Annotated in this window: 21 protein-coding genes; 12 read left to right on the top strand and 9 right to left on the bottom strand. The window is 64.4% G+C overall.

Annotation, left to right across the window (positions count from 1 at the left end; translation table 11 throughout):
• Nucleotides 1–573: 573 nt before the first annotated feature.
• Entirely contained in the window at nt 574–1,461 is an 888-nt protein-coding gene (locus tag U5A58_RS06650) for a LysR family transcriptional regulator (RefSeq protein WP_321960810.1), read from the bottom strand.
• Between the two features lie 123 nt (nt 1,462–1,584).
• On the opposite strand from U5A58_RS06650, the gene U5A58_RS06655 reads away from it, so the two are divergent.
• The 5 genes from U5A58_RS06655 (at nt 1,585) to U5A58_RS06675 (ending at nt 6,745) form a co-directional block, all read left to right on the top strand.
• Entirely contained in the window at nt 1,585–3,102 is a 1,518-nt protein-coding gene (locus U5A58_RS06655) for a UbiD family decarboxylase (RefSeq protein WP_321936557.1), read from the top strand.
• The gene (locus U5A58_RS06660; RefSeq protein WP_321910138.1) at nt 3,095–3,679 is read left to right on the top strand and encodes a UbiX family flavin prenyltransferase; all 585 of its coding nucleotides are present in this window, start codon (nt 3,095–3,097) and stop codon (nt 3,677–3,679) included. Before U5A58_RS06655 ends, U5A58_RS06660 begins: the two co-directional genes overlap by 8 nt.
• Before the next feature lie 123 nt (nt 3,680–3,802).
• Entirely contained in the window at nt 3,803–4,972 is a 1,170-nt protein-coding gene (locus tag U5A58_RS06665) for a GGDEF domain-containing protein (protein WP_321960811.1), read from the top strand.
• Between the two features lie 140 nt (nt 4,973–5,112).
• Complete coding sequence (locus tag U5A58_RS06670) at nt 5,113–6,129, top strand: SGNH/GDSL hydrolase family protein (protein ID WP_415774181.1); 1,017 nt, start codon at nt 5,113–5,115, stop codon at nt 6,127–6,129.
• Nucleotides 6,130–6,406: 277 nt separating this feature from the next.
• Nucleotides 6,407–6,745, top strand: coding sequence for a CBS domain-containing protein (locus U5A58_RS06675; protein WP_321960813.1), 339 nt, complete (start codon nt 6,407–6,409; stop codon nt 6,743–6,745).
• Nucleotides 6,746–6,810: 65 nt separating this feature from the next.
• On the opposite strand, the gene U5A58_RS06680 is transcribed toward U5A58_RS06675, so the two are convergent.
• Nucleotides 6,811–7,995, bottom strand: a complete 1,185-nt coding sequence (locus U5A58_RS06680) for a citrate synthase family protein (RefSeq protein ID WP_321960814.1) — start codon at nt 7,993–7,995, stop codon at nt 6,811–6,813.
• A gap of 162 nt (nt 7,996–8,157) precedes the next feature.
• Here U5A58_RS06680 and U5A58_RS06685 point away from each other — a divergent pair, with 162 nt between their 5' ends.
• Together U5A58_RS06685 and U5A58_RS06690 are read left to right on the top strand one after the other, a co-directional pair.
• Nucleotides 8,158–9,522, top strand: coding sequence for an MFS transporter (locus tag U5A58_RS06685; RefSeq protein ID WP_321960815.1), 1,365 nt, complete (start codon nt 8,158–8,160; stop codon nt 9,520–9,522).
• 45 nt (nt 9,523–9,567) lie between these two features.
• On the top strand, nt 9,568–10,545 hold the full coding sequence (locus tag U5A58_RS06690) for a 2-hydroxyacid dehydrogenase (protein WP_321960816.1): 978 nt from the start codon (nt 9,568–9,570) through the stop codon (nt 10,543–10,545).
• 17 nt (nt 10,546–10,562) lie between these two features.
• Here U5A58_RS06690 and U5A58_RS06695 read toward each other — a convergent pair whose 3' ends face one another.
• The 4 genes from U5A58_RS06695 to araD all read right to left on the bottom strand — a co-directional run bounded on the left by U5A58_RS06695 (nt 10,563) and on the right by araD (nt 15,615).
• Nucleotides 10,563–11,633, bottom strand: a complete 1,071-nt coding sequence (locus U5A58_RS06695) for a LacI family DNA-binding transcriptional regulator (protein WP_321960817.1) — start codon at nt 11,631–11,633, stop codon at nt 10,563–10,565.
• Between the two features lie 55 nt (nt 11,634–11,688).
• A complete protein-coding gene (locus U5A58_RS06700; protein ID WP_321960957.1) occupies nt 11,689–12,972 on the bottom strand; it encodes an MFS transporter in 1,284 nt (427 codons plus the stop codon).
• A 117-nt stretch (nt 12,973–13,089) separates the two neighbouring features.
• Nucleotides 13,090–13,839, bottom strand: a complete 750-nt coding sequence (locus U5A58_RS06705; protein WP_321960818.1) for a ribonuclease activity regulator RraA — start codon at nt 13,837–13,839, stop codon at nt 13,090–13,092.
• A gap of 27 nt (nt 13,840–13,866) precedes the next feature.
• Nucleotides 13,867–15,615, bottom strand: a complete 1,749-nt coding sequence (gene araD / locus U5A58_RS06710; protein WP_415774182.1) for an L-arabinonate dehydratase — start codon at nt 15,613–15,615, stop codon at nt 13,867–13,869.
• Between the two features lie 478 nt (nt 15,616–16,093).
• On the opposite strand from araD, the gene U5A58_RS06715 reads away from it, so the two are divergent.
• Together U5A58_RS06715 and U5A58_RS06720 are read left to right on the top strand one after the other, a co-directional pair.
• Nucleotides 16,094–16,876: a hypothetical protein gene (locus U5A58_RS06715; protein ID WP_321960820.1), complete on the top strand. Its 783-nt coding sequence runs from the start codon at nt 16,094–16,096 to the stop codon at nt 16,874–16,876.
• Between the two features lie 143 nt (nt 16,877–17,019).
• A complete protein-coding gene (locus U5A58_RS06720) occupies nt 17,020–17,682 on the top strand; it encodes a gamma-glutamylcyclotransferase (protein WP_321960821.1) in 663 nt (220 codons plus the stop codon).
• Nucleotides 17,683–17,687: 5 nt separating this feature from the next.
• Here U5A58_RS06720 and U5A58_RS06725 read toward each other — a convergent pair whose 3' ends face one another.
• Nucleotides 17,688–18,329: a LysE family translocator gene (locus tag U5A58_RS06725; RefSeq protein WP_321910162.1), complete on the bottom strand. Its 642-nt coding sequence runs from the start codon at nt 18,327–18,329 to the stop codon at nt 17,688–17,690.
• Nucleotides 18,330–18,443: 114 nt separating this feature from the next.
• Here U5A58_RS06725 and U5A58_RS06730 point away from each other — a divergent pair, with 114 nt between their 5' ends.
• Nucleotides 18,444–18,902: an Lrp/AsnC family transcriptional regulator gene (locus U5A58_RS06730; protein ID WP_321936565.1), complete on the top strand. Its 459-nt coding sequence runs from the start codon at nt 18,444–18,446 to the stop codon at nt 18,900–18,902.
• 18 nt (nt 18,903–18,920) lie between these two features.
• Here U5A58_RS06730 and U5A58_RS06735 read toward each other — a convergent pair whose 3' ends face one another.
• The gene (locus U5A58_RS06735; protein ID WP_321960822.1) at nt 18,921–20,222 is read right to left on the bottom strand and encodes an aspartate aminotransferase family protein; all 1,302 of its coding nucleotides are present in this window, start codon (nt 20,220–20,222) and stop codon (nt 18,921–18,923) included.
• 77 nt (nt 20,223–20,299) lie between these two features.
• Between U5A58_RS06735 and U5A58_RS06740 the strand changes: the two genes are divergently transcribed.
• A complete protein-coding gene (locus U5A58_RS06740) occupies nt 20,300–21,190 on the top strand; it encodes a LysR family transcriptional regulator (RefSeq protein WP_321960823.1) in 891 nt (296 codons plus the stop codon).
• Nucleotides 21,191–21,349: 159 nt separating this feature from the next.
• Nucleotides 21,350–21,904 carry a phosphoglycerate mutase family protein gene (locus tag U5A58_RS06745; protein ID WP_321960824.1) on the top strand — a complete coding sequence of 185 codons (555 nt, stop codon included), beginning with the start codon at nt 21,350–21,352 and terminating at the stop codon, nt 21,902–21,904.
• Between the two features lie 36 nt (nt 21,905–21,940).
• On the opposite strand, the gene U5A58_RS06750 is transcribed toward U5A58_RS06745, so the two are convergent.
• Nucleotides 21,941–22,300 carry a TraR/DksA family transcriptional regulator gene (locus U5A58_RS06750; protein WP_321960825.1) on the bottom strand — a complete coding sequence of 120 codons (360 nt, stop codon included), beginning with the start codon at nt 22,298–22,300 and terminating at the stop codon, nt 21,941–21,943.
• Nucleotides 22,301–22,331 lie beyond the last annotated feature (31 nt).

Consider the following 22,331-nt stretch of genomic DNA (forward strand, 5'->3'; position numbering starts at 1 on the left):
GTATGCCAGCGTTGCCCCTGTGCGGGGCGGCACCTACTTTCTTTGCAGCGGCAAAGAAAGTAGGCAAAGAAAGCCGCTCAAACCGCCAGCGCCTGCCACAGTTCACCTCGCGCCACCCCAGGTGAATGGCTCCGGAGCGTCTGTCGCCCCGCACCATTCCCGTTAGTGACAAAGCGCTCATCCGTTCCCGCTGCTCGCTACGCGCGCAGCGGCCGGGCCTGCAAGGGAAACCAAGGGCATTGTCATGCGGTAACGCAATGCAAGCGCACCACTGGTTTTAGGTTATGCCCTTCGGGGCGCGCAGCGCCGCCGGAAGGATGAGCGCCTTGTCACTCAGTTCGGTGGTGCGAGGTGACAGACGCTCCGGAGCCATTCAACTGAGGCGGCGCGATGTGAACTGTGGCTGGCGCTGGCGGTTTGAGCGGCTTTCTTTGCCTACTTTCTTTGCCGCTGCAAAGAAAAGTAGGTGCCGCCCCGCACAGGGGCAACGCTAGCATACCGACACGAACACAAGAAAAGGCCAAAGCCCCAGGAACACAAAAACCATCGCACTGCAAATCACCAGCCCCCACCTCACCGCTCCTGAGCGGCCATCTCCAGCAACGCCCGCGTCCCCGACGATCGGTCATACGCCCGCGTAGCGATCACCACTTCGCTATACCCATTCGCCATCGCAAGCGGCTTGAACACCGCCCCTTCCAGCCCAAAGCGAGCGAGCGTGCGCGGCACGATGCCAACCCCAAGCCCCGCTGCCGCGAAGCTCATCACGCCCACGGAATCGGTCGTGCGCAATACGCTGGCAGGCTCGACCCCGGCCTCGAGACACAGCTCCGTCACGCGATGCCCGAGCCCGACACCGGGCGGATCGTCCACGACGATCAAGCGCTCATCGGCCACGTCGCGCAGCGTAGTCCGACGACGGCCGGCGCAACGATGTTCGCCAGAGAGCACGACATCGAGCGGCGTGCGCGAAAACGGCGTGATGCGAATCGAGGCCGGCTGGGGCCCCGGCGGCGAGCGCAAAAACGCCACGTCGATGCGCTCATCGGCGAGCGCGTTCATCTGCGCCTGCACGGAGATCGCGCGCAGTTCCAGTTCGACCTCGGGCCGCGCCTGCGCAAAACGCTTGAGCAGCGCAGGCAGTTCCGGCTCGAGCGCTACGGAACTCGCATAGGCAATACACAGCTTGCCCAGTTCGCCACGGCTCGCACGGCGCCCGGCCAGCACCGCCGTTTCGGCCTGCGTAAGCGCGGCGCGCGCGTGCTCCAGAAACACCGCCCCCGCGCCAGTCAGCTCGATGCCCCGCCTCACGCGCTGGAACACCTTGAAGCCGAGCTGCGTTTCGAGCGCTTTCATCTGCTGCGTAACAGCCGGCTGGGCAATGCCCAAGCGCTCGGCGGTGCGGCCGAAATGCAGTTCCTCGGCCGCGATCACGAACGTTCGGAAGTAACGAAAGTCCATAGCTGCACATTTAACAAATAAGATTATCTTATCAAAATCGCCGGTTTCGATTTATTGATTCGATCGATACAAAGCGGTCCAATAGGGCTATCCAGCCTTTGGCTTCACCCACACCGCACGACCATGAATCAACGAATCGAACCCGCTCAACTCCAGACCGAACCTATCAACGACCTGCGCTCGGCCCTCAAACGGCTCGAGCAGTCGCCCGGGCAACTGCTCGAAACCGACCACGAGGTCGACCCGCATGCGCAACTTGCCGGCGTCTACCGGCACATCGGCGCGGGCGGCACGGTCGAGCGGCCCACCCGCCTCGGCCCCGCGATGATCTTCAATCACGTGAAGGGCTACCCGCAAAGCCGCGTGCTGGTCGGCCTCATGGCGAGCCGCAAGCGCGTAGGCCTGCTGCTCGACGCCGAACCGCGCCGCCTCACCCAGCACATGGCGCAAGCCGTGCGCAACGCCATCGACCCCGTGAGCGTGCCGCGCGAAGCCGCGCCGTGCCAGGAAACCGTGTATCTCGCGAGCGACCCCGGCTTCGATCTGCGCAAGCTCATCCCCGCGCCGACCAACACCGAGAGCGACGCCGGCCCGTTCCTGTGCCTCGGCCTCGTGCTGGGCAGCGACCCTGACACCGGCCACGCCGACGTCACCATCCACCGCCTGTGCGTGCAAGGCCGCGACGAGCTTTCCATCTTCTTCGCGCCGGGCCGCCATATCGACGCTTTCCGCCAGAAAGCCGAAGCGCGCGGCGAGGCGCTGCCCGTCTCGGTGAACATGGGGCTCGACCCGGCCATCCATATCGGCGCCTGCTTCGAAGCGCCCACCACGCCGTTCGGCTTCGACGAACTTTCCATTGCGGGCGGGCTGCGCGGCAAGCCGGTCGAACTCGTGGACTGCGTGAGCGTGAAGCAGAAGTCGATTGCGCGCGCCGAGATCGTGATCGAAGGCGAGATCCTGCCGAACGTGCGCGTGGCCGAAGACCAGCACACGCACACCGGCCACGCCATGCCTGAATTTCCGGGCTACAACGGCCCGGCCAATCCCGCGCTGCCCGTCATCAAGGTCAAGGCCATCACGATGCGCCACGGCGCGATCATGCAAACGCTCGTGGGCCCGGGCGAGGAGCACACGAATCTCGCGGGCATTCCCACCGAGGCGAGCATCTACAACGCCGTGGAAGCCGCCATGCCCGGCTTCGTGAGTCAGGTGTACGCACACACGGCCGGCGGCGGCAAGCTGCTCGCGGTGCTGCAGGTCAACAAGCAGTCGGCCTTCGACGACGGCCGCGCGCGGCAGGCGGCGATCATCGCGCTCGGCGTGTACTCGGAACTCAAGCACGTGATCCTCGTGGACGCCGACGTCGATCCCTTCGACACCGACGACGTCATGTGGGCCATGACCACGCGCTACCAGGGCGACGTCTCGACGGTATTCGTGCCCAAGGTGAACGGGCATGTGCTCGACCCCTCGCAAACGCCCGAATTCAATCCCGCGCTGCCCGCGCGCGGCGTGACCTGCAAGACCATCTTCGACTGCACGGCGCCGTACCATCTGCGCGACGAATTCGTGCGGGCGAAGTTCAAGGAGGTGGACCCGCGCCCGTTTGCCCCCACGCTTTTCGGGGGCGATCATGAGTAAGCGCGCGTTGAATGGCCGCAAGCGGCTGATCGTGGGCGTGACGGGCGCCACGGGCTTTATCTATGCGGAACGCACACTGCGCCTGCTGCGCGAAATGGAGGTCGAGACACATCTCGTGATCTCCCGCGCGGCCGAACTGACGCGCGAGTACGAGTCGAACCTCTCGCGCGAAGCCGTGCATGCGCTCGCCGACCATGTCCACCCGATCGCCGATGTGGGCGCTTCCATTGCGTCGGGGTCGTTCCGCACGCTCGGCATGCTCGTCGTGCCGTGCTCGATGCGCACCGTTGGCGAGATCGCATCGGGCGTCACGAGCACGCTGCTCACGCGCGCCGCCGACGTGGTGCTCAAGGAGCGCCTGCCACTCGTGCTGATGGTGCGGGAAACGCCGCTGAACCTCATTCACCTGCGCAACATGACGACGGTGACCGAGGCCGGCGCAGTGGTGTTCCCGCCGGTGCCCGCGTTCTACGCGAAGCCCGCGAGCCTGCAGGAGATGGTCGATCATTCGGTGAGCCGCGCGCTCGACCAGTTCGGGCTCGATACCGAACGCATAGAGGCGTGGCGCGACGCGTAAAGCCTCCGTGGACACCCCGCGGACGCACGCCGGACAATCAGGGAACGTGCATCGCAGTATTAAGTTTCGGCGTAAAATGCGCCGTTCGCCGCGATGTACCGGCGTAGAAGCCTCACGCCAGCGATGCACGTCGATCTACTTACCATCTACTTTCTCCTGATCGGGACCCTGCTAGCCAGTTCCTTGATCACGCTCTGGGAGCATCGAACGCATCCCGCGCGCAGCAAGGCCTTACGGATTCTTGCCGCCGGGTACGCCACCCTCGCAACCGGGTGCGCCGCGGTACTCGTGCGCGCCGACCTGCCGGGCGTATGGGGCGCGGCGCTGAGCAACCTCATCATCATGGCCGGCTATCTGCTGGTGTTGCACGGCGTCGCGACGATGAACGGGCGGCAATACCGGGCAGGCTCGATCGCCCTGCTCGCGCTGATCGCGCTGACGTGGGCCACATGGGGCGCACGGCATCCGGCCGAGATGTGGTATTACGCGAGCGCGTTTCCCATTGCGCTGGCGAGCGGCATGACTTCGCGCGAGTTGTTGCGCGGCGACGGCATGAAAGGGGTGCAATCACGCCACGTCGCGACCTTCGTGACCGGCTTTCATGCCCTTTTTTACGTGTTCAGGACGTTTGTGCTCCCCTTGTTGGGGAGCCGCTATGGGGACGGCTTCGTCGCGCTGGTCAGCAAGATCACGATGTATGAAGGCGTGCTGTATTCGATCGTTCTGCCCATGTCGCTGCTCAAGCTGATTCGCGAGGAAACGCACGGGCAGCTTTTGCGCGAATCCCAAACGGACTACCTGACCCGCCTTGGCAACCGCCGCTGGTTCTTCGAAGAAGGCGAGCGCGTGATGAGCGAGGCCGGGGCGCGCGAGGCCGGGGCCCGCCAGCCGGTCTCGCTCCTCGCCTTCGATCTCGACCACTTCAAGACCATCAACGACCGCTACGGCCACAAGACCGGCGACGAAGTCCTCAAGGCGTTCGCCGACATTGCCCGCAGCGCCATGGGGCCCGACGCGATCCTCGCGCGCATAGGCGGTGAAGAATTCGCCGCCCTGCTGCCAGGCCACGACCGCTTGCGCGCCAAAGCGGTGGGCGAAGCGATCGCCCGGCGCTTCGCCCAAACCGCGACGCACAAGATCGAAGGCGTGGACATACGCGCCACGGTGAGCATCGGCCTCGCGCAGCATGGTCACGAGGCGTCCACGCTCTCCGACCTGCTGGCCGCTGCCGACGCCGCGCTCTACAGCGCGAAGTCGCTGGGCGGCAACCGGCTCGAAATGCTGGTTCTCTAGCACCGCACGCCAAGTCAGCCATTTGTAGGCTGCGCGCATCCTTTTTGCTGAGCCACTTAAGCCCGCCTCATCCCGGTCGCGGGCGTAACCGCACTGAGCGGTAAGGGGGCGCAATGGCAACGATCGATTCCCGGATCCGGATGGCAATTTCTGCCGGACTCATTGTCCTGCTCGCGGCTTGCGGCGGCGGGGGCGGCGGCGGCGGTGGCAGCAGCGCAAGCGGAGGCTCGAGCACCGGCGCGAACACGCCGGCGGGCGGCGTCAAGCTGCAGGTCGTCTCGTTCGGCGACAGTCTTTCCGATGTCGGAACCTACGCGCCGATTGCGGGCGCCGTAGGCGGCGGGCGGTTCACAACCAACCCCGGCCAGGTCTGGTCCCAGGACGTCGCGCAATATTACGGGGACACCCTGAGCGCCGCCTACACCGTCAGCATTGATCACAAGCTGAGCGCGCAAGGTGGCTTCGGCTACGCGGAGGGCGGCTCGACGGTCGCCACGCCGGCCGACCAGTACGACTTCCTCTCGAGCGTGATCGGCAACATCGAAATGCCGGTCAATCAACAGGTTTCGAACTATCTGTCCGCGCACGGCAGCTTCAACTCCGGCCAGCTCGTGCTGGTCTGGGCGGGCGCGAACGACGTGCTGCGCGCGGGCAATCCGCCGTCCGCCAATACCGTCGTGCAAACCGCCGCCACGACGCTCGCGCAAATCGTCGGACAGATCGTGCAGGCCGGCGCCACGCATGTCGTGGTGATCAACGTGCCGAACATCGGGCTCTCGCCCAAGGGCCTTGCCGCTGCCGACGGCGGCGCGAATCTGACCCAGCTATCGCAGCTCTTCAACTCGACATTGAACGGCGCATTGCAGGCCGAGGGTTTGCAGGGCAAGGTCATCGAAGTCGATTCGTACACCTGGATCACGCAGCTCGTGGCGAACTTCCAGGCGAGCGGATTTAGCGCGTCCAACACGGCCCAGGCTTGCGACGCTTCGAAAACGCCGGACGACACCTCGTTGCTCTGCTCGCCGGCCACCTATGTCGCGGCCAATGCCGACCAGACCTATATGTTCGCCGACGACCTGCACCCGACCACGCACACGCATACGCTCTTCGCGCAGTACGTCGAGCAGCAGATCGCGGCGAGCGGGCTGGGTCATTGAGTGCTGGATTCACGCGGCCGCGGCGCGTAGCCAGCACACACTTACCAGCAATGTGACCTACACTCAGTGCGTGACGCATTTCGCAACCCGCTCGGACGTGACCGCGCTATGCAGCGAGGAGACCATCGCCTGCCATAGATGCGCATCGTAGGCAGTGCGAGCAGTCGTTCGTTGCGAACCCCGATTCTGGCGCCTTGGCACCGTGTGCCCCCGCCGGTGTGTCTGCCAGAATCGTGCGACGAATGAAGATTCGTCGCGTCACGCTGAAGGAGCGACCATGCGCGCACTCGACATCACGACCGAGTCCGTCGTCACCGCCATGCCGGAGATGACGATCCGCGACGTGGCGACCTTGTTCGTCGACAACGATATCGGCGGCCTGCCGGTCATCGACGCAACGGGAAAGGTTGTCCGCATCGTCAGCCACAGCGACATCCTGCATCGAATAGCGAACGGTACGGTCCGCGCGAAACGCGCACGGTGGCTCGAAATCCTCGTGTCGTCGCCGCGCGAACAGGCCGCTGCAGACGATCCCGCACCGCCCGCGGTCAACGGCAAAGCACACGACGACGCCATCGTGCATGAAACGTTTCCTCGCGTGACGCCCACGCTCTAGCGCAGCCTTCGAACATCGACTGCATACGTCTGTCACATCTGGAGAATGAGGGCGATTTCCTTCCGTCAATACTCCTGATGATTTCCAGCGCCAACGGGTCCGATATAGTTGGCCCGCGGCCGCAGCAGCGTGCCGCTCGTCATCTGCTCGATGGCGTGCGCCATCCAGCCCACGCTGCGACCAATGGCGAATATCGCGAACACGGCATCTTCCGGCAAGCGGCACCAGGCGGCCAACGCGGTGAGCGCGATGTCGATCGTGGGCGCGAGACCGCGCGACGCGTGAACGTAGTCGATCAGCGCGCGCACGTCGTCCGGTGCCTCGAACGCCGCGAGCAGATCCGCCGCGCGCGGGTCGCCTTGCGGATAAAGCGCGTGACCGAAACCCGGCAACGGGCCGTTCGACTCGAGCCACCACTCGGCCGCCGCCGCGACACCCATCTCGCGCACCTTGCCGAGCAGCGCCTGCACGCGCAATGCGGCGTCGCCATGCAAGGGCCCGGCGAACGCGGCGAGACCCGCCAGCATGCATGAGCCAAGCGACGCGCCCGTCGATGCGGCCACGCGTGCGGCAAACGCCGAGGTCGTCAGCTCCTGGTCCGCCAGCAACGCGAGCGCACGCCGCAGCAAGTCCGCCTGCGCTTCGCACTGCCACGCACGCGCGAGCCGCTCATGCAGCGCGCCGCTCTCACCGAAGGCGCCGATGTTGCGAGGCCCGACGAAGGCGCTCGCAAAGCGGCCCACGAGGCGCGCCGCTTCCTCGTTCAACCGTGCGGCAACGAGCGCGCCGCTCGAAGGCGGCTGCGCCGCGGCGAGGGCGACCGACGCATACACTCGCGCACGCGGCGGCGCGCCAACGGGCACGCTCACGTCGTCGTGGCAGGTGGGGAAAACCGGTGCAGCGCCGGTTTCCCATAGACATTGGGCCACCGCTTCAAGTGTCGCCCGGCTCGCGAGTTCGACCGCATCGTGCCCGCGGTAGTAGAGCCTGCCCCGCGCAATCGTGGAAATACGCGTGTTGATGATGGGTTCGCCCCACGCCATCGTGCTCGCCGCGATGTTCTTGTGCGCGCGGCCCAGATCGCGTTTCTTCCTGAGCGCCGCGACATCCGAGCCGCTGTACAGCTTGCGGCTTGCGTGCTCCGGGTCCCAACGCACCTCGATACGCCCGCGGCTCACATACGCGTACAACGTCTGCTTGCGCACGCCCAGCGCGTGACAGGCCTCCTCCTGCGTCATCCAGTTTTCCACTCGCTTTCCTTGGGTTGGGCTGGTTGATTCACTTAATCAAGATTGACGCGTTCTGGCGGGGTGAGTCAAATACAGTCAATCCGACCCGCGCACAGCAACGCAGCTTACGGGTACGGATCGACAATGATAACCGCGCCTTAGAGCCCGACACTGGAGACACCGATGTCCACGCAGAGGTCCGTCAGCTACGCCGCCACTGAAGTCACAAGCGCCGCGCGCGCCACCCGCACGCGATACACGATTCTGGCCGCCATCCTGCTGCTCGCGACGGTCGCCTACGCAGACCGCGCGATCCTCTCGATTGCCGGACCCGGCATTGCAAAGGAATTCGGGCTCAACCCCATCCAGCTCGGCTACGTGCTCTCGGCGTTCAGCTGGGCCTATGTGGTCGGGCAGATCCCGGGCGGCCTGCTGCTCGACCGCGTCGGCACGAAAGTCATGTACGGCGCCACGCTGATCCTGTGGTCGCTCGCAACGATACTCGTCGGCTTCGTCGGCAAGGTCACTTCCGATGTATCGATGGCGCTGGGCCTGCTGTTCGCGCTGCGCTTCGCGCTCGGGCTCATCGAGGCGCCGAGCTTCCCCGCCAACAGCCGCGTGACGGTCATGTGGTTCCCAAAGGAGGAGCGCGGCTTCGCCACGTCGTTGTTTGCGTCCGCATCGTATTTCGCGGTGGCGATCTTTTCGCCGTTCGCAGGCTGGCTCACCGGCAAGTTCGGCTGGCCCGCGCCGTTCTTCGCACTCGGCGTGATCGGCATTGCCTGCGCCGGCATCTGGGCGCGCGTGATGCACGAGCCGCGCAAGCACCCGCGCGTGTCTCCTGCCGAACTTGACCGTCTCGTCGCGGGCGGCGCGATGATCGACATCGACTCGAAGCTCGAGCGTCTGTCGCGCCCCGCGGTGTCCGGCAAGGCGCTGCGCATGCTGCTCGGCAACCGCATGCTTTGGTGCTCGTATATCGGCCAATATTGCGTGATCGCGCTGAGTTATTTCTTCATCACGTGGTTTCCCATCTACCTCGTGCAGGCGCGCGGCATGAACGTCATGCAGGCCGGCCTCGCGACGATGCTGCCGGCTATTGCGGGCTTTCTCGGCGGCATTGCGGGCGGCGTGATTTCGGACGCGCTGATCCGGCATGGCTGGAGCGTTTCGTGGGCGCGCAAGACGCCCTATATCGTCGGCATGGCGGTGGGCTGCTGCATCGTATTCTCGGCGTTCACCGAGAACAACACCGTGATCGTCCTGCTCATGACGCTCGCTTTCCTCGGCAAGGGCGCAGCGGCCGGCGCGGGCACCTGGGCCATCGTCTGCGATACCGCGCCGCGCGAAGCCGTGGGTCTCGCCGGCGCGATTTTCAACTGTATCGGCAATATTGGCGGTATCGTCACGCCTATCGTGTTCGGCTATATCGTGCAGGCAACGGGCGGCTACACGGCCGGTCTTTATTTTGTCGCGGCACACTGTGTGGTCGCGGCGCTGGTTTATCTCGTGTTCATGGGCCGCATCGAGCGCGTGAACGTCAACTGAGCGCGTGCCCACGCATCAACCGAAGCAAGGATTCATCGATTCTCTATGGCAAAACCCATCATTCTCAACGCAGCCGAATTGCCGGAACGCACCCAGGCGGAACTCGCCTCGCTCTTCACGATGCTCGATCTGCCGAAGGCGCCGGAAGAAGCGGCTGCGTTTCTCGCGCAGCACGGCGCGTCCATTCGCGGCATCGCGCTGCGCAAGACGAAGATCGACGCGGCATTTCTCGACGCCCTGCCCGCGCTGGAGATCATTGCGAGCTATAGCGCCGGCCTCGACAACCTCGACGTGAAAAGCGCGCAGGCGCGCGGCATCCGCATCGAAAACGCGTCGCACGTGCTGGCCGAAGATGTCGCGAATACCGCTATTGGCCTGGCGCTCGCGCTCACGCGCGACATCGTGCAGGCAGACGCCTACGTGCGCTCCGGACAATGGCCCGTGCATGGCGCACTGCCGCTCGGCCGCTCGATTTCGCGCATGAAGGTCGGCATTGTCGGGCTCGGCATGATCGGCGCGGCCATCGCGAAGCGGTTGAAGGCGTTCGGCTCGCAAGTCGCGTACTACGGGCCGAACCGCAAGAGTGTCGATCTGCCGTACTACGACGACGTAACGCGTCTTGCGGCCGATAGCGACATGCTGATCCTCACCTGTCCGCTCACGCCGCAAACGCATCATCTGGTGAATGCGGCCGTGATCGACGCGCTCGGCCCGCAAGGCTTCCTCATCAACATTGCGCGCGGTCCGGTGGTCGATGAAAGCGCGCTGATCGCGGCGCTCGATGAAAAACGTATCGCAGGCGCGGCGCTCGACGTGTTCGAGCACGAACCCCATGTGCCGCAAGCGCTGATCGACAATCCGCGCGTCGTGCTGACTCCGCATATTGGTTCGGCAACGGAAGAAACGCGCACGGGCATGGCCGATAACGTGGTCGATATGCTGGCGAGCCATTTTGGCATTGCCAGCCCGCGCAGCGCACCTGAGCAAACGCCGGAAGTCGTGAAGACCGCAGCAGCAGCCTGACCGCTCCTGGGCAAGACTCAGGCCGATTCGCGCGCCACGATCGTGAACCCCACGTCGAGCGCGCGAGGTTCGGTCACGCTGGTTTCGCCGCTCAGGCGGTCCAGCAGAAAGCGCGCGGCGTTCACGCCAATGCGCGTGCCCTCCACGCGCACCGTCGTGAGCTGGGGCGTGGTTTCGGTGGCGAATTCCAGATCGCCGAAGCCGCAAATCGCCAGTTGCGAGGGGACGTGCACGCCCATCTGGCGCGCGGCACCGAGCGCGCCGATGGCGAGCAAGTCCGAGCCGCAGAACACGGCGTCGATATCCTGGGCGCGCGCGAGCAGTTGCGGCAGCGCGCGCTTGCCGTGCGCGACGGAACTCGGTGGCGCGACCTGTTCCTCGGGCACGTCCTCGATGCCTGCCTGCGCGAGCCGTTCGCGAAAGCCCGCGCGCCGCGCGAGCGCGCGCGCGTCGTTGGCGGAGATGAGCGCAGGACGGCGCGCGCCACGCGCGATAAAGTGCCCGGCCACCGCCGCGCCGATCCGGTAGTGCGAAAAGCCCACCAGCATGTCGATGGGCGTATCGGTCATGTCCCACGTTTCGACCACGGGAATGCCAACGTTCTTGAGGCGTTCGCGCAACGATTCGGTATGCGCCACGCCCGTGAGCAGCACGCCTTCAGGGCGGCGGCTCAAAACCGTATCGAGCAGGCTCTCCTCGTTCGACGCGCTATAGCCGCTCAACGCGAGCAGCACTTCGTAGCCCGCGCGCGACATCGTCTCGCTGAACACCTGAATGGTTTCCGCAAACAGCGAGTGCGAAACGGTCGGCACGATGGCCGCAACGAGCCGCGAGCGCGCCGACGACAACCCGCCCGCGAGCCGGTTGGGCACATAGCCCAGTTTCTGCACGACCTGACGCACGCGCTCCAGCGTCTCCGGCGCGACCGACTCCGGGTTGTTGAACACGCGCGAAACCGTGATGGGCGAGACGCCCGCCTGCGCGGCGACGTCGGTGATGCGCAGGCCCTTCGGGCCGCCGCGCGTGCGCTTCGTGCGCACGGTGGCGTCCGCGTGTTCGATGCTCGGAGCGGGTTTGATGGTCGACATGAACGTGAACGGGTGTGGGCGGTGCGCGGCTATTGTAGCGAATGCGCCTCGCAGCCTAGCGTGCGTTGTTCGGCAGGGGCGCGCCGTCGGCGGCTTGCGGCGTACGATTGCCACGGCGCAGGATCATGGCGGTGACGATCGCGAAGATCACCATGCACGCGGCGGGCACGAGCATGGGCATGCGCGTGCTACCCGTTGCCTGCTTCACGAAGGGCACGAGATTCTGTGCAATGAAACCGCCAATATTGCCGAGCGAATTGATCGCCGCAATGCCTGCCGCAGCGCGCGCGCCGTAAAGGAACTTGGGCGGCAGCGTCCAGAAGCACGGAATCAGCAGATACATGCACGGCGCGCCAAGACACAGCGCGGCGAAGCGCAGCGCGTGGCCCGGCAGAAATACCGACGAAACGAAGAAAACCATGCCGAGCAGCGACGCCACGAGCATCGCGACCGTCGCATGATTGCTCGCGCGCAGCCGCGAAGGGAGCGTCGCGAGCACGATCGTCGCCAGCAGCCAGGGAATGATGTTGAGCAGCCCGTTCGTGGTGTTGCTCACGCCGAATCCCTTGACGAGCGTAGGCAGCCAGTAGCTCACGCCGTACACGGAAATCGACAGCATCATGTAGTAGAACGCCATGCCGAGCACGCGCGGCTCCGTCAGCACGCTGAGCACGGAGCCGTGGCGCTCCCGGCCCCGCGCAGCCGCGCTCTCGGTCGAGAGCGTGTGCACGAGCCAGCGCTTCTCCCCTTCGGAGAGGAACGCCGCTTGCTGCGGCGCCTTCGGCAACAGGTACAGCACGACGATCGTCAGCAGTACCGATGGAATGCCGGTGACCACGAACACGAGCTGCCAGCCCTGCAGTCCGAACAGTCCGCCTTTGTCGAGCAGCCAGCCGCAAATCGGCGCGCCGACCATGTTGCCGAGGCTGCTGCCCACCGTGAAGTAACCGAGCATGCGCACGCGGTGGCGCTGCGGGAACCACAGGGTGAGGTAATAGATCACGCCGGGATAGAGCCCGGCTTCGGAGGCGCCCAGCAAAAAGCGCAGGACGTAGAACATCGTGGCGTTGCGCGTGAAGGCGAGCAAAATCGTCACCACGCCCCACGTGAACATGATGCGCGCCATCCAGCGCGGCGCGCCGTACTTGTGGAGCAAAATATTGCTCGGCACCTCGAACAGCAGATAGCCGATGAAGAACAGCGACGCGCCAAGCCCGTATGCGACCTCGGAAAGCCCGAGACTGTCGAGCATCTGCAGCTTCGCGAAGGCGATGTTGGAGCGGTCGATATACGCGACCAGGTAGAGCACGCCGAGCAACGGCATCAGCCGCCAGCCCATGCGGTTGATCAGACGCGGCTCGTCAACCGCTGCGATGGCATCGTTCACGTTGTCTCCTGAGCCCGCTTTGCGCACGGGCCTCTGTCTATTGGTGTCGTTCTGCTTACCGCAGGCGGCCTATTTTGCCTGCTGCTCGCACCATGCGCGATATGCCGCCAGCGTTTCCTCGTTCGGCGGATAGGTGCCGCGCAGTGCGAGACCCGACTCGATGCGCTCCGTGATGAACGCTTCGAGCCGTTCCTGCTCGGTGGCGTCGCGGGCCACGTCCTCGGCCATTTCGTGCGGCACGATCACGACGCCATCGGCATCGGCCACGACGATATCGCCCGGATAAACCGCCACGCCGCCGCACGCGATCGGCACGTTCATGTCCACGGCATGATGTTTCGCGAGATTGAGCGGTGCGCTCGCCCCCGCGCACCACAGAGGCAAACCGAGCGCCGCGATCGTGCCGCTGTCGCGCACAGGGCCGTCCGAGACCATGCCCGCCACGCCGCGCTTCGCGAGGCGCAACGCGAGAATCGAGCCCACCGACGCCACGGTGCGGTCTCCACGGCAGTCCTGCACGAGCACACTACCCGCGGGCGCCGTTTCCACGGCCTTGCGCTGCGGATGATCCGGGTTCTGAAACACGCCCACGTGGTCGAGGTCCTCGCGCGCCGGAATATTGCGCAGCGTGAATGCAGGACCGACGAGATTCGGCGTGCCCGGTTCGGACTTCACGAGCGGCGCCACGCCCTGCAAAAACACATTGCGCAGGCCTCGCTTGAAGAGTTGGGTCGTGAGCGTGGCGGTGCTCACGTGACGCAGTTGTTCGAGCGCGGCTTCGCTGACTGGCGGGTTCGTTGCAGAGTTCGGTGCGGTCATGATCGGTGATGTCTTCGATGGTGGAGATTAGTGAATTTCAGGCTCGGTGCCGTGGGCTTCGCACGGCGTGGCGGCTGGCGTTTCGAGGAAATCGAAATCGCAGCCCTTGTTCGCCTGCGTCACGTGCAGCTGATGCATCACGCCGAAGCCGCGCTCGAACGGACGCTTCGGCGCCGTCCACGCCGCTTTGCGCGCGGCCAGTTCCGCGTCGCTCACATGCAGATGCAGGCGGCGCGCCTCGACGTCGAGCTCGATGATGTCGCCGTCTTTGACGAGCGCGAGCGGCCCACCCACGAACGATTCGGGCGCCACGTGCAGCACGCACGCGCCGTAGCTCGTGCCGCTCATGCGCGCGTCGGAAATGCGCAGCATGTCGCGCACGCCTTGTTTGAGCAGCTTTTGCGGAATCGGCAGTTGGCCCCATTCGGGCATGCCGGGCGCACCCACGGGGCCCGCGTGCTGCAGCACGATCACGGAGTCGGCGGTGACGTCGAGGTCGTCGCTGTCGATACGTGCCGCCATGTCGTTGTAGTCGCGAAACACGACGGCGGGGCCGCGATGCCTGAGCAGATGCGCCTCCATCGCCGCGGGCTTGATGACCGCGCCGTCCGGCGCGAGATTGCCCGTGAGCACGGCAAGGCCGTCGCGCGCGACGAGCGGGTTGCGGCGCGTGCGGATCACGTCGTCGTTGAAGATTTCCGCGCCCGCGATGTTTTCGCCGAGCGTTTTGCCGCTCACGGTCATCTGCGTGCCGTCGATCAGGTCGCCGAGTTCCACGAGCAGCGCACGCAGGCCGCCTGCGTAATAGAAGTCCTCCATCAGATACTGGCCGGCCGGGCGGATATTGCCGAGCACGGGCGTCACGCGCGCGAGTTCGTCGAAGCGCGCCGTGGTCAGATCGATGCCCGCGCGGCGGGCCACGGCCACGAGGTGCACGATCGCGTTGGTCGAGCCCGACATCGCGAGCACGGTGGTCACGGCATTGTCGAACGCCTTCGCGGTGAGGATGTCCGAGGGCTTCTGGTCGGCCCACACCATCTCGACAATGCGCTGCCCCGTGAGCGACGCGTACTGCGCGTGACGCGAGTCCGCCGCGGGAATCGACGAAAAACCAGGCAGCGTGAGGCCGAGCGCTTCGGTGGCGCTCGTCATCGTCGAGGCCGTGCCCATCGTCATGCAGTGGCCCGGCGAGCGAGCGATGCCGCTCTCGATGCCCTTCCACTCGTCTTCGGTGATCTTGCCCGCGCGCAACTCCGCCCAGTACTTCCATGTGTCCGAGCCGCTGCCGAGCGTGCGGCCATTCCAGTTGCCGCTCAGCATCGGCCCGGCGGGCAGATAGATCGCGGGCAGATCCATGCTGATCGCGCCCATCAGGAGACCCGGCGTGGTCTTGTCGCAGCCGCCCATCAGCACGCAGCCATCGAACGGGTACGACTTGAGCAGTTCCTCCGTCTCCATGGCGAGGAAGTTGCGGTAAAGCATGGTGGTGGGCTTCTGGAACGGCTCCGCCAACGTCATCACGGGCATCTCGACCGGAAAGCCGCCCGCCTGCCAGATGCCGCGCTTCACTTCCTCCACGCGTTGCTTGAAGTGGGTATGGCACGAGTTGATCTCGCTCCACGTGTTCACGACGGCGATCACGGGCTTGCCCATGTAATCGGACGAGTGATAGCCCATCTGCGCGGTGCGCGAGCGGTGGCCGAACGAGCGGAGGTCGTTGACGCCGTACCAGCGGTAGCTGCGCAGGTCTTCGGGCTTCTTGCGGACTGGGGACAAGGTGTTCTCCATGATAACGCTACCATTTCGGCCGATAAAAAAGCCGCCGAGGGCGGGCGGGTTCGATAGGGCCGCTGGTGAGGTGTTGCAGATGGTAGCGTTATCATTCGCGATCGGATCCTGGGGGAAATACGGAGCGTGATGCACACAGTGCGTCTGTCGTGCTGCGCTGCATGTCGGTTGCCGCCCCTTTTTCGGACATATCCGATACCACCGCCAGCCGGTCTACCTGACGATATCTCCAACACGATAATTTTATCCCGTCATTGCGCACCAGCCATATCGCCGCTCACTATCGTTGCCTTGCGATGCGGGCCATTTACCCCAAAGTCCGCGACGGATTCAAATGGACAGATCCGTCCCACAACCTATTCGACGTGCCGGAAAAACGCCGGTCTGTCATTGCGCATTGGCGAGTGCGAAACAGAAAGACTGGCCAGATCGTCGATGGCGCCGAGCGTGGCCGATACGACTCAGTATGGATTCCGACGGCAGCCCATGGAAGCACGATTTTCTGGATTCACAATCCCGACTACCTGCAGGCAACGGGTGGAAAATCGTATCGATGAAGCGCTTCACAATCCTCCTGGCCGTCTCCTCTTGCATATCGACATACGCATATGCAGAGAAAATTTACGACGACTATGACGCTTTTTATGCCGACCAACCAGGCGCCATTTTCAAAACCCCGCTCAAGCAAGACAGGAGGAATGTATATTCCAACTTCGGCGAAAATGGCATCTATGCGGAGATACGGGCAACCATCAACGGGAGACCCGCGAGAATTCAGGTTGCTTCGGGGCACATATCAATCAATAAGAAAACGTACAGGTTTGCCCAGGCCATAACATTTCCAAACGAACACACGGGCGACATCTACCCCGGCACCGCCGAAGTTTTCATTGCGAAAAGTCCGGACAATCGTTCGCCGCTTCTGTGTCTGGAGGGGCACGGTAGCGGGTCCGGCGAAGCCAATCGCCGTCAACAAATATTCGTTCTGATGAACCCGTTTGGCCGTCAGCCAGTGTTTCTGCATTTGCCTGGCCTTCTTTCGTCCTGCCGGGCCGTGCTGACAACGCACAACGGCCAGGTGGTCTTCCCGCAGAATAGTTATGTGTGGAATGCGACGCAGGATGCACGAACAGGTTTGCAAATCTCATACTTTGCATTCGAGCGCGGGCGATTCAAGCCGACAAGCAAGAAAATCAATCTGCGCTTCGTTACGCCGGAGAATCCGTTCAACTTCTATCGGCAGGAATAGCCGATCTCGCCGCGCCAGGACGCGCCCAATTGCCACAGCGATTGTCGCCTCCCGATGAACACAGCATCGCGTTCGAACCACTTTATCGAGACTAACGGCGCCCGCATACTGCGTCTCATAGATTTCACGATCATGCCGACGCCATGCTAAACAGAGACGCCATCCGCTCCGGTGCGTTTCTCGAGAGTTTCAGCCATCTTCCGCCTGAAATTCTCTGGACGCAGACCCAAATCGACCAGTCGCTCGCCGAAACGATGACGAAGCGCCCCGCTGGCAAAGAGATCTGGGTATTCGGCTACGGTTCGCTCATGTGGAATCCGCTCTCGCGCTTCGACCGGCGCGCGAGCGCAACGCTGCACGGCTGGCGCCGCAGCTTTTGTATTCGCCTTTTCGGCGGCCGCGGCACGCCGCAGCAACCGGGCCGCATGCTCGCGCTGGAGCCAGGGGGCGCCACGCAAGGCGTCGTGCTGCGGCTCGATGCCGCGACGCTCGACGAAGAGCTGCATATTCTCTGGACCCGCGAGATGCTCACGGGCGCCTACACGCCGGCCTGGACCACCGTGACACTCTCCACGGGCGAAACGCGCCATGCCCTCGCCTTTGTGGCAAGTCACTGCCCGCAGCAATACGAGGCCGATTCGAGCCCCGCGACGGTTTCGCGCCTGATAGCCCAGGCGCAGGGCCCGCTCGGCACCAACGCGGAATATGTGTTCCAGCTCAGGCAAGCGCTCGCCGATTGTGCGATGAGCGACGCCTACGTCGAGGAGGTGGCCCAGGCGCTCGAACGGATCGAATTGACGCCCTGACTACGCTAGGCGAGCCGCGCGAGTCCCGTGACCAACTGAACGACGCCGAACGCGGCGATCGCGACTGCGGAAAAAATGGAGATGCCCCGCGTGAATGCGAGCGGCAGCTTCGTTCGCAACGCGGAGGTCACGCCGCTCAGGAACAGCCACCACACGGCCGAGCCCGCGAACACACCCGTCACCATGGGCGCCACCGAAAGCCATCCCGGCACGCCATGTTCGCCCGGCATGGCCGGCAACGGTCCGAGCGCCGCAAAAGCGGCAATGAACGAAAAAATGGTCAGGGGATTCGAGAGCGTGAGCGCAAACGTCGTGAAGAAGTCACGCGTAACAGGCGTGCGCAAGCCCTCCTGGACGGCGGCCGGCGCACGAGGCGCCTCGCGCGCGATCGTCCACGCCATCCATACCAGAAACGCCCCGCCAGCCGCCTTCAAACCCACGGTCAGCATCGGCAGCGCCGCGACGATACCCGCCACGCCGAGCGCGCCGAGCAAGCCATAACAGGCGTCCGCGCACGCAGCACCCATGCCAGTGGCAAAGCCGGAGCGGAAACCCCGGCTCAGGCTGCGCTGGATGCACAGCATGCCGATGGCCCCGACCGGTGCGGCGATGCAAAACCCCAACGCCACCGCTTTAACGAACAACATGTCCCTCTCTCCGCAATTCATGTTCTATGGGGGACTATCGTAGACCGCGAAGATTATCCGCAGAAGCGGGGATTTAAGGGAAAATGGGCATTTCACCTTAAACATTTCGCCAAGATGGACGATCTGGACTGGAAAATACTGGCGCTGCTGCAGGAGAGCGGGCGCATGACCTATACGGAGCTGGCTCGCCGCGTGCATCTCTCGGTGCCGGCGGTCACGGAACGCGTGCGACGTCTCGAAGATGCCGGCGTGATCGAAGGCTATACGGCGCGCGTGAATCCGGCCGCCGCTGGCTATCCCCTCTGCGCCCTGATCGGCATTACGGTGCCGCAGTCCGCGAAAGCGAAGTTTCTCAAGCTGCTCGGCACGATTGCCGAGGTGCTCGAATGCCATCACGTCACGGGTGCGGACTCCTACGTCATTCGCCTCGTGGCAACGAGCGTGGCTGATCTGGAGCGCCTGATCCAGCGGATCAACCTTTACGGCGAGACGCGCACGTCCATCGTCATGTCCACGCCGCTCGCCGCGCGTGCGCTCACGCCGCCTCAAAACGGGTCGCGCGGCAAGGCCTAGCCGCGACGACCCCGGGGCTCAAAGCGAACGCGCGATTGCTTGGCCCAGCAGTTCCACGCCGAGATCGATCTCCTGCTCGCTCACGGTCAGCGGCGGCGCAATGCGGAACACGCCGCCCATGCCGGGCAACTGCACGATATTCATGCTGAGGCCAAGCTTCATGCATTCGCGCGTGATCTTCGCGCCAAGACCGTCGGCGGGCTCCTTCGTGCGGCGGTCCTTGACGATCTCGAGACCCAGCAGCAGGCCGCGCCCGCGAATGTCGCCAATGCATTCGAAGCGCTCCATCAGGTCCAGTAGTCCGCGTCTGAGCCGGTCGCCCATGATGTTTGCGCGCGCAACGAGTCCTTCTCGCTCCACCACGTCCAGCACCCGCAGGCCGACCGCGGCGGGAAGCGGATCGGACACATGGGTCGTGTAGAACAGAAAGCCGCGTTCGTGCGCCGCTTCTTCGATCTGCGCGGACGTCACCACCGCCGCCAGCGGCAAGCCCGCGCCCAGCGTCTTGGAGAGCGTGAGAATGTCGGGCGTCACACCGTCGTGCTCGCACGCGAACATCGTGCCGGTGCGGCCAACGCCTGTTTGCGCCTCGTCCAGGATCAGCAGCATGCCGCGCTCTTCGCACTTGCGCTTGAGCGCCGCCATATAGCCCGGCGGCAATTCGATGATGCCGCCCGAACTCAGGATCGGCTCCGCAATGAAGGCCGCGAGATTGCCACTCGACTGGCGGTCGATGAGATCGAACGCGTAGTCGAGTTCCGCGAGGTAGTCGTATTGCCCGTTGCGCTCGAAGCGCGGCCGGTACATGAACGGCGCGGGAATCGCGTACGAGCCCACCGCTGCGGGACCTACGCCCTTGCGGCCTGCGCTATAGGTGGCCGAAGCCGCGCCGCCGGTCATGCCGTGCCACGACTGCGCAAAGCCCACGATTTCGAACTTGCCCGTGACGAGTTTCGCCATGCGAATGGCGGCCTCGTTCGACTCCGCGCCGGTGCTCAGCAGCAGCGCCCGGTCGAGCCCGGCGGGCGTGACATCGGCTAAGCGCGTCGCCAGCTCGACCACGGGCCGCGAGAGCATGCCGCTGAACAGGTGGTCCAGCTTGCCCGCATATTCGTTGATGACCGAAACGATCTCGGGGTGGCTGTGGCCCAGCACGGCGCTCATCTGCCCCGAGGTGAAATCGAGAATCGGGCGGTCGTCCGCGTCGTAGACGAAGCTGCCCTGGGCGCGCTCGATGATCATCGGCTCGAACGTGCCGCCATAGCGGATCAGATGCTGCCGCGCGTTGCGCCAAAACTGTTCGTCGTCGTTCCTGGACACAGGCTTCTCCTTTTCGGGTGGCAGGTTTTTCTTGCAGTCTAGTCGGCGCTCTGGTTTTATAGAATCGAATAGTTCTTATGCAAGCTAGAAGAGAGGCTAATATCGTGAGCCGCCCGCTCGAAATCGATTTGCTGCGCTCGTTCGCGGTCATTGCCGAGGTGCGTTCGCTAAGCCGCGCGGCCGAACGCGTGGGCCGCACGCAGTCGGCGCTGAGCCAGCAGATCAAGCGGCTCGAGGAGATCGTCGATCAGCCGCTGTTTCAGCGCACCGGCCGCGGCGTCGCGCTGACGAGCCCCGGCGAGCGGCTGCTGGTCCACGCCCAGCGCATCCTGCGCCTGCACGACGAGGCGATGGCCGACCTGTGCGGCACGGGCCTGTCGGGGAGCATCCGCTTCGGTTGCCCGGACGACTATGCGGCCGTGTTCCTCCCCTCTTTGCTGCGACAGTTTTCGAGCCAGCATCCCCATGCGCTCGTGGAAGTCGTCTGCGTGCCCACGCCGCGCCTGCTCGAACAGCTCGACAAGCGAGCGGTCGACCTCGCGATGGTGTCGCTGCCTTTGGGCGCCAGCGGCACGGACGACGAGATCATTCGCCGCGAGCAACTGGTCTGGATCGGTTCGCCCGAACTCGACGCCGCCCACTTCGACCCGCTGCCGCTCGCGCTCTCCGATCCCGATACGCTCGACCACATCGCGGCCTGCGAGGCATTGGAGCGCGCGGGCAGAGCCTACCGCGTCGCGTATGCGAGCAGCAGCCTCGCCGGGCTTACCGCGCTCGTGCGTTCGGGCCAGGCCTTCGCCGTCATGACGCAAACCGCCGTTCCGCCAGATCTGGCCATTCTCAATGGCGACCCCGCGCTGCCGCCCTTGCCGGCCGTCGGGATCACGATAAAGTTCGCTCGCAAGCGGCCCTCGCTGCTCACGGCGGCGTTTGCGGAGCACATCCGGCTCACGCTGCCGATGTTGTGAGCACGCAGCCGCGAACAGGGCGCGCGCACTGCCGCGGTCTGCCAGGCAGGCGCAACCACGTCGCGTCGCTTGCTTTCGTGCTTTCGTGACGTGAGAGGGTCGATATTGAATCCGTAATAACATCGTATGCCGTGTTTCAACCGCCCCCCCGGAGGCAACATGCGACCCAATAGAATCATGTTTATCCGGCACGCCGAGAAGCCCGCATCCGATGAAGGCATCGGGATCGAGGCGGATGGCAAACCCGACGCGGAAAGTCTCTGCGTGCGCGGCTGGCAGCGAGCCGGCGCTTTGGCGCGATTCTTCTGCCCAATCGAGACAACGCATGCAACGCAACTCAAGCCAGCTACCGTATTCGCAGCGGGGGCCGGTCCTTCCAGCAAGAGCAAACGCTCGATGCAGACTGTGGCGCCCCTTGTCTCGCTGCTCCGAGAAACTTCGCAGGTGGATTACGTCAACACCTACCTGAAAGACGACGGCCGAGCGCTCATGACAGACGTACTCTCTCGACCGGGCGTCGTGTTGATAGCGTGGGAGCACAAAGTGCTGCCCTCGCTCATTGGACACATACCTCGCGTGCCCACGGTCCCGGCAACGTGGCCGGACGAGCGTTTCGACATGGTCTGGATATTCGATCGCGCAGGGGAAGGCTGGTCGTTTTCGCAGCTCCCGCAATCGCTACTCGCTGGCGATTCCAACGCGCCAATTCGCTAGGCCTTATGTTCTGGTCCCGATCAAAAACGAGCACAGTCACCGGCTAGCATCGCGCTCGCTTTGCTCCTGCACCGTAAAGATTGCCTCGGGCAATATCTTCAGACGTTCAATGGGAATAGGATCGCCGCTTTCGTCGGAATACCCATAGGTGCCTTCTGCGATCTTTTCAAGCGCACGCTGAATGTCGGCGATCCTGCGGTCGTTCACGTTGCGCAAGGCCTGATTGGCGACGTCCTGTTCGATTCGCTGGGCATCGTCCTCGGCTTCCCTTGCTTCCTCGCCAGACGCCTCTTCCTGATCGCGCTCCGCCGCAATCGTGCCTTCTTCGCCGCCTAGCACCTCGCGCTGCAGCGCCAGCAAACGCTGACGCTGACTTTCGATGAACGCTTCGCTCAATATCTGATCAGTCATGTTGATTCTCCCAAAG

The organism is Paraburkholderia sp. J7, from assembly GCF_905220155.1.
Taxonomy (GTDB): domain Bacteria; phylum Pseudomonadota; class Gammaproteobacteria; order Burkholderiales; family Burkholderiaceae; genus Paraburkholderia.

Coding starts and splice junctions, on each gene's coding strand:
- U5A58_RS06650 (WP_321960810.1), bottom strand. CDS start 1,461: ATGGACTTTCGTTACTTCCGAACGTTCGTGATCGCGGCCGAGGAACTG.
- U5A58_RS06655 (WP_321936557.1), top strand. CDS start 1,585: ATGAATCAACGAATCGAACCCGCTCAACTCCAGACCGAACCTATCAAC.
- U5A58_RS06660 (WP_321910138.1), top strand. CDS start 3,095: ATGAGTAAGCGCGCGTTGAATGGCCGCAAGCGGCTGATCGTGGGCGTG.
- U5A58_RS06665 (WP_321960811.1), top strand. CDS start 3,803: ATGCACGTCGATCTACTTACCATCTACTTTCTCCTGATCGGGACCCTG.
- U5A58_RS06670 (WP_415774181.1), top strand. CDS start 5,113: ATGGCAATTTCTGCCGGACTCATTGTCCTGCTCGCGGCTTGCGGCGGC.
- U5A58_RS06675 (WP_321960813.1), top strand. CDS start 6,407: ATGCGCGCACTCGACATCACGACCGAGTCCGTCGTCACCGCCATGCCG.
- U5A58_RS06685 (WP_321960815.1), top strand. CDS start 8,158: ATGTCCACGCAGAGGTCCGTCAGCTACGCCGCCACTGAAGTCACAAGC.
- U5A58_RS06690 (WP_321960816.1), top strand. CDS start 9,568: ATGGCAAAACCCATCATTCTCAACGCAGCCGAATTGCCGGAACGCACC.
- U5A58_RS06695 (WP_321960817.1), bottom strand. CDS start 11,633: ATGTCGACCATCAAACCCGCTCCGAGCATCGAACACGCGGACGCCACC.
- U5A58_RS06700 (WP_321960957.1), bottom strand. CDS start 12,972: ATGGGCTGGCGGCTGATGCCGTTGCTCGGCGTGCTCTACCTGGTCGCG.
- U5A58_RS06705 (WP_321960818.1), bottom strand. CDS start 13,839: ATGACCGCACCGAACTCTGCAACGAACCCGCCAGTCAGCGAAGCCGCG.
- U5A58_RS06715 (WP_321960820.1), top strand. CDS start 16,094: ATGGATTCCGACGGCAGCCCATGGAAGCACGATTTTCTGGATTCACAA.
- U5A58_RS06720 (WP_321960821.1), top strand. CDS start 17,020: ATGCTAAACAGAGACGCCATCCGCTCCGGTGCGTTTCTCGAGAGTTTC.
- U5A58_RS06725 (WP_321910162.1), bottom strand. CDS start 18,329: ATGTTGTTCGTTAAAGCGGTGGCGTTGGGGTTTTGCATCGCCGCACCG.
- U5A58_RS06730 (WP_321936565.1), top strand. CDS start 18,444: ATGGACGATCTGGACTGGAAAATACTGGCGCTGCTGCAGGAGAGCGGG.
- U5A58_RS06740 (WP_321960823.1), top strand. CDS start 20,300: ATGCAAGCTAGAAGAGAGGCTAATATCGTGAGCCGCCCGCTCGAAATC.
- U5A58_RS06745 (WP_321960824.1), top strand. CDS start 21,350: ATGCGACCCAATAGAATCATGTTTATCCGGCACGCCGAGAAGCCCGCA.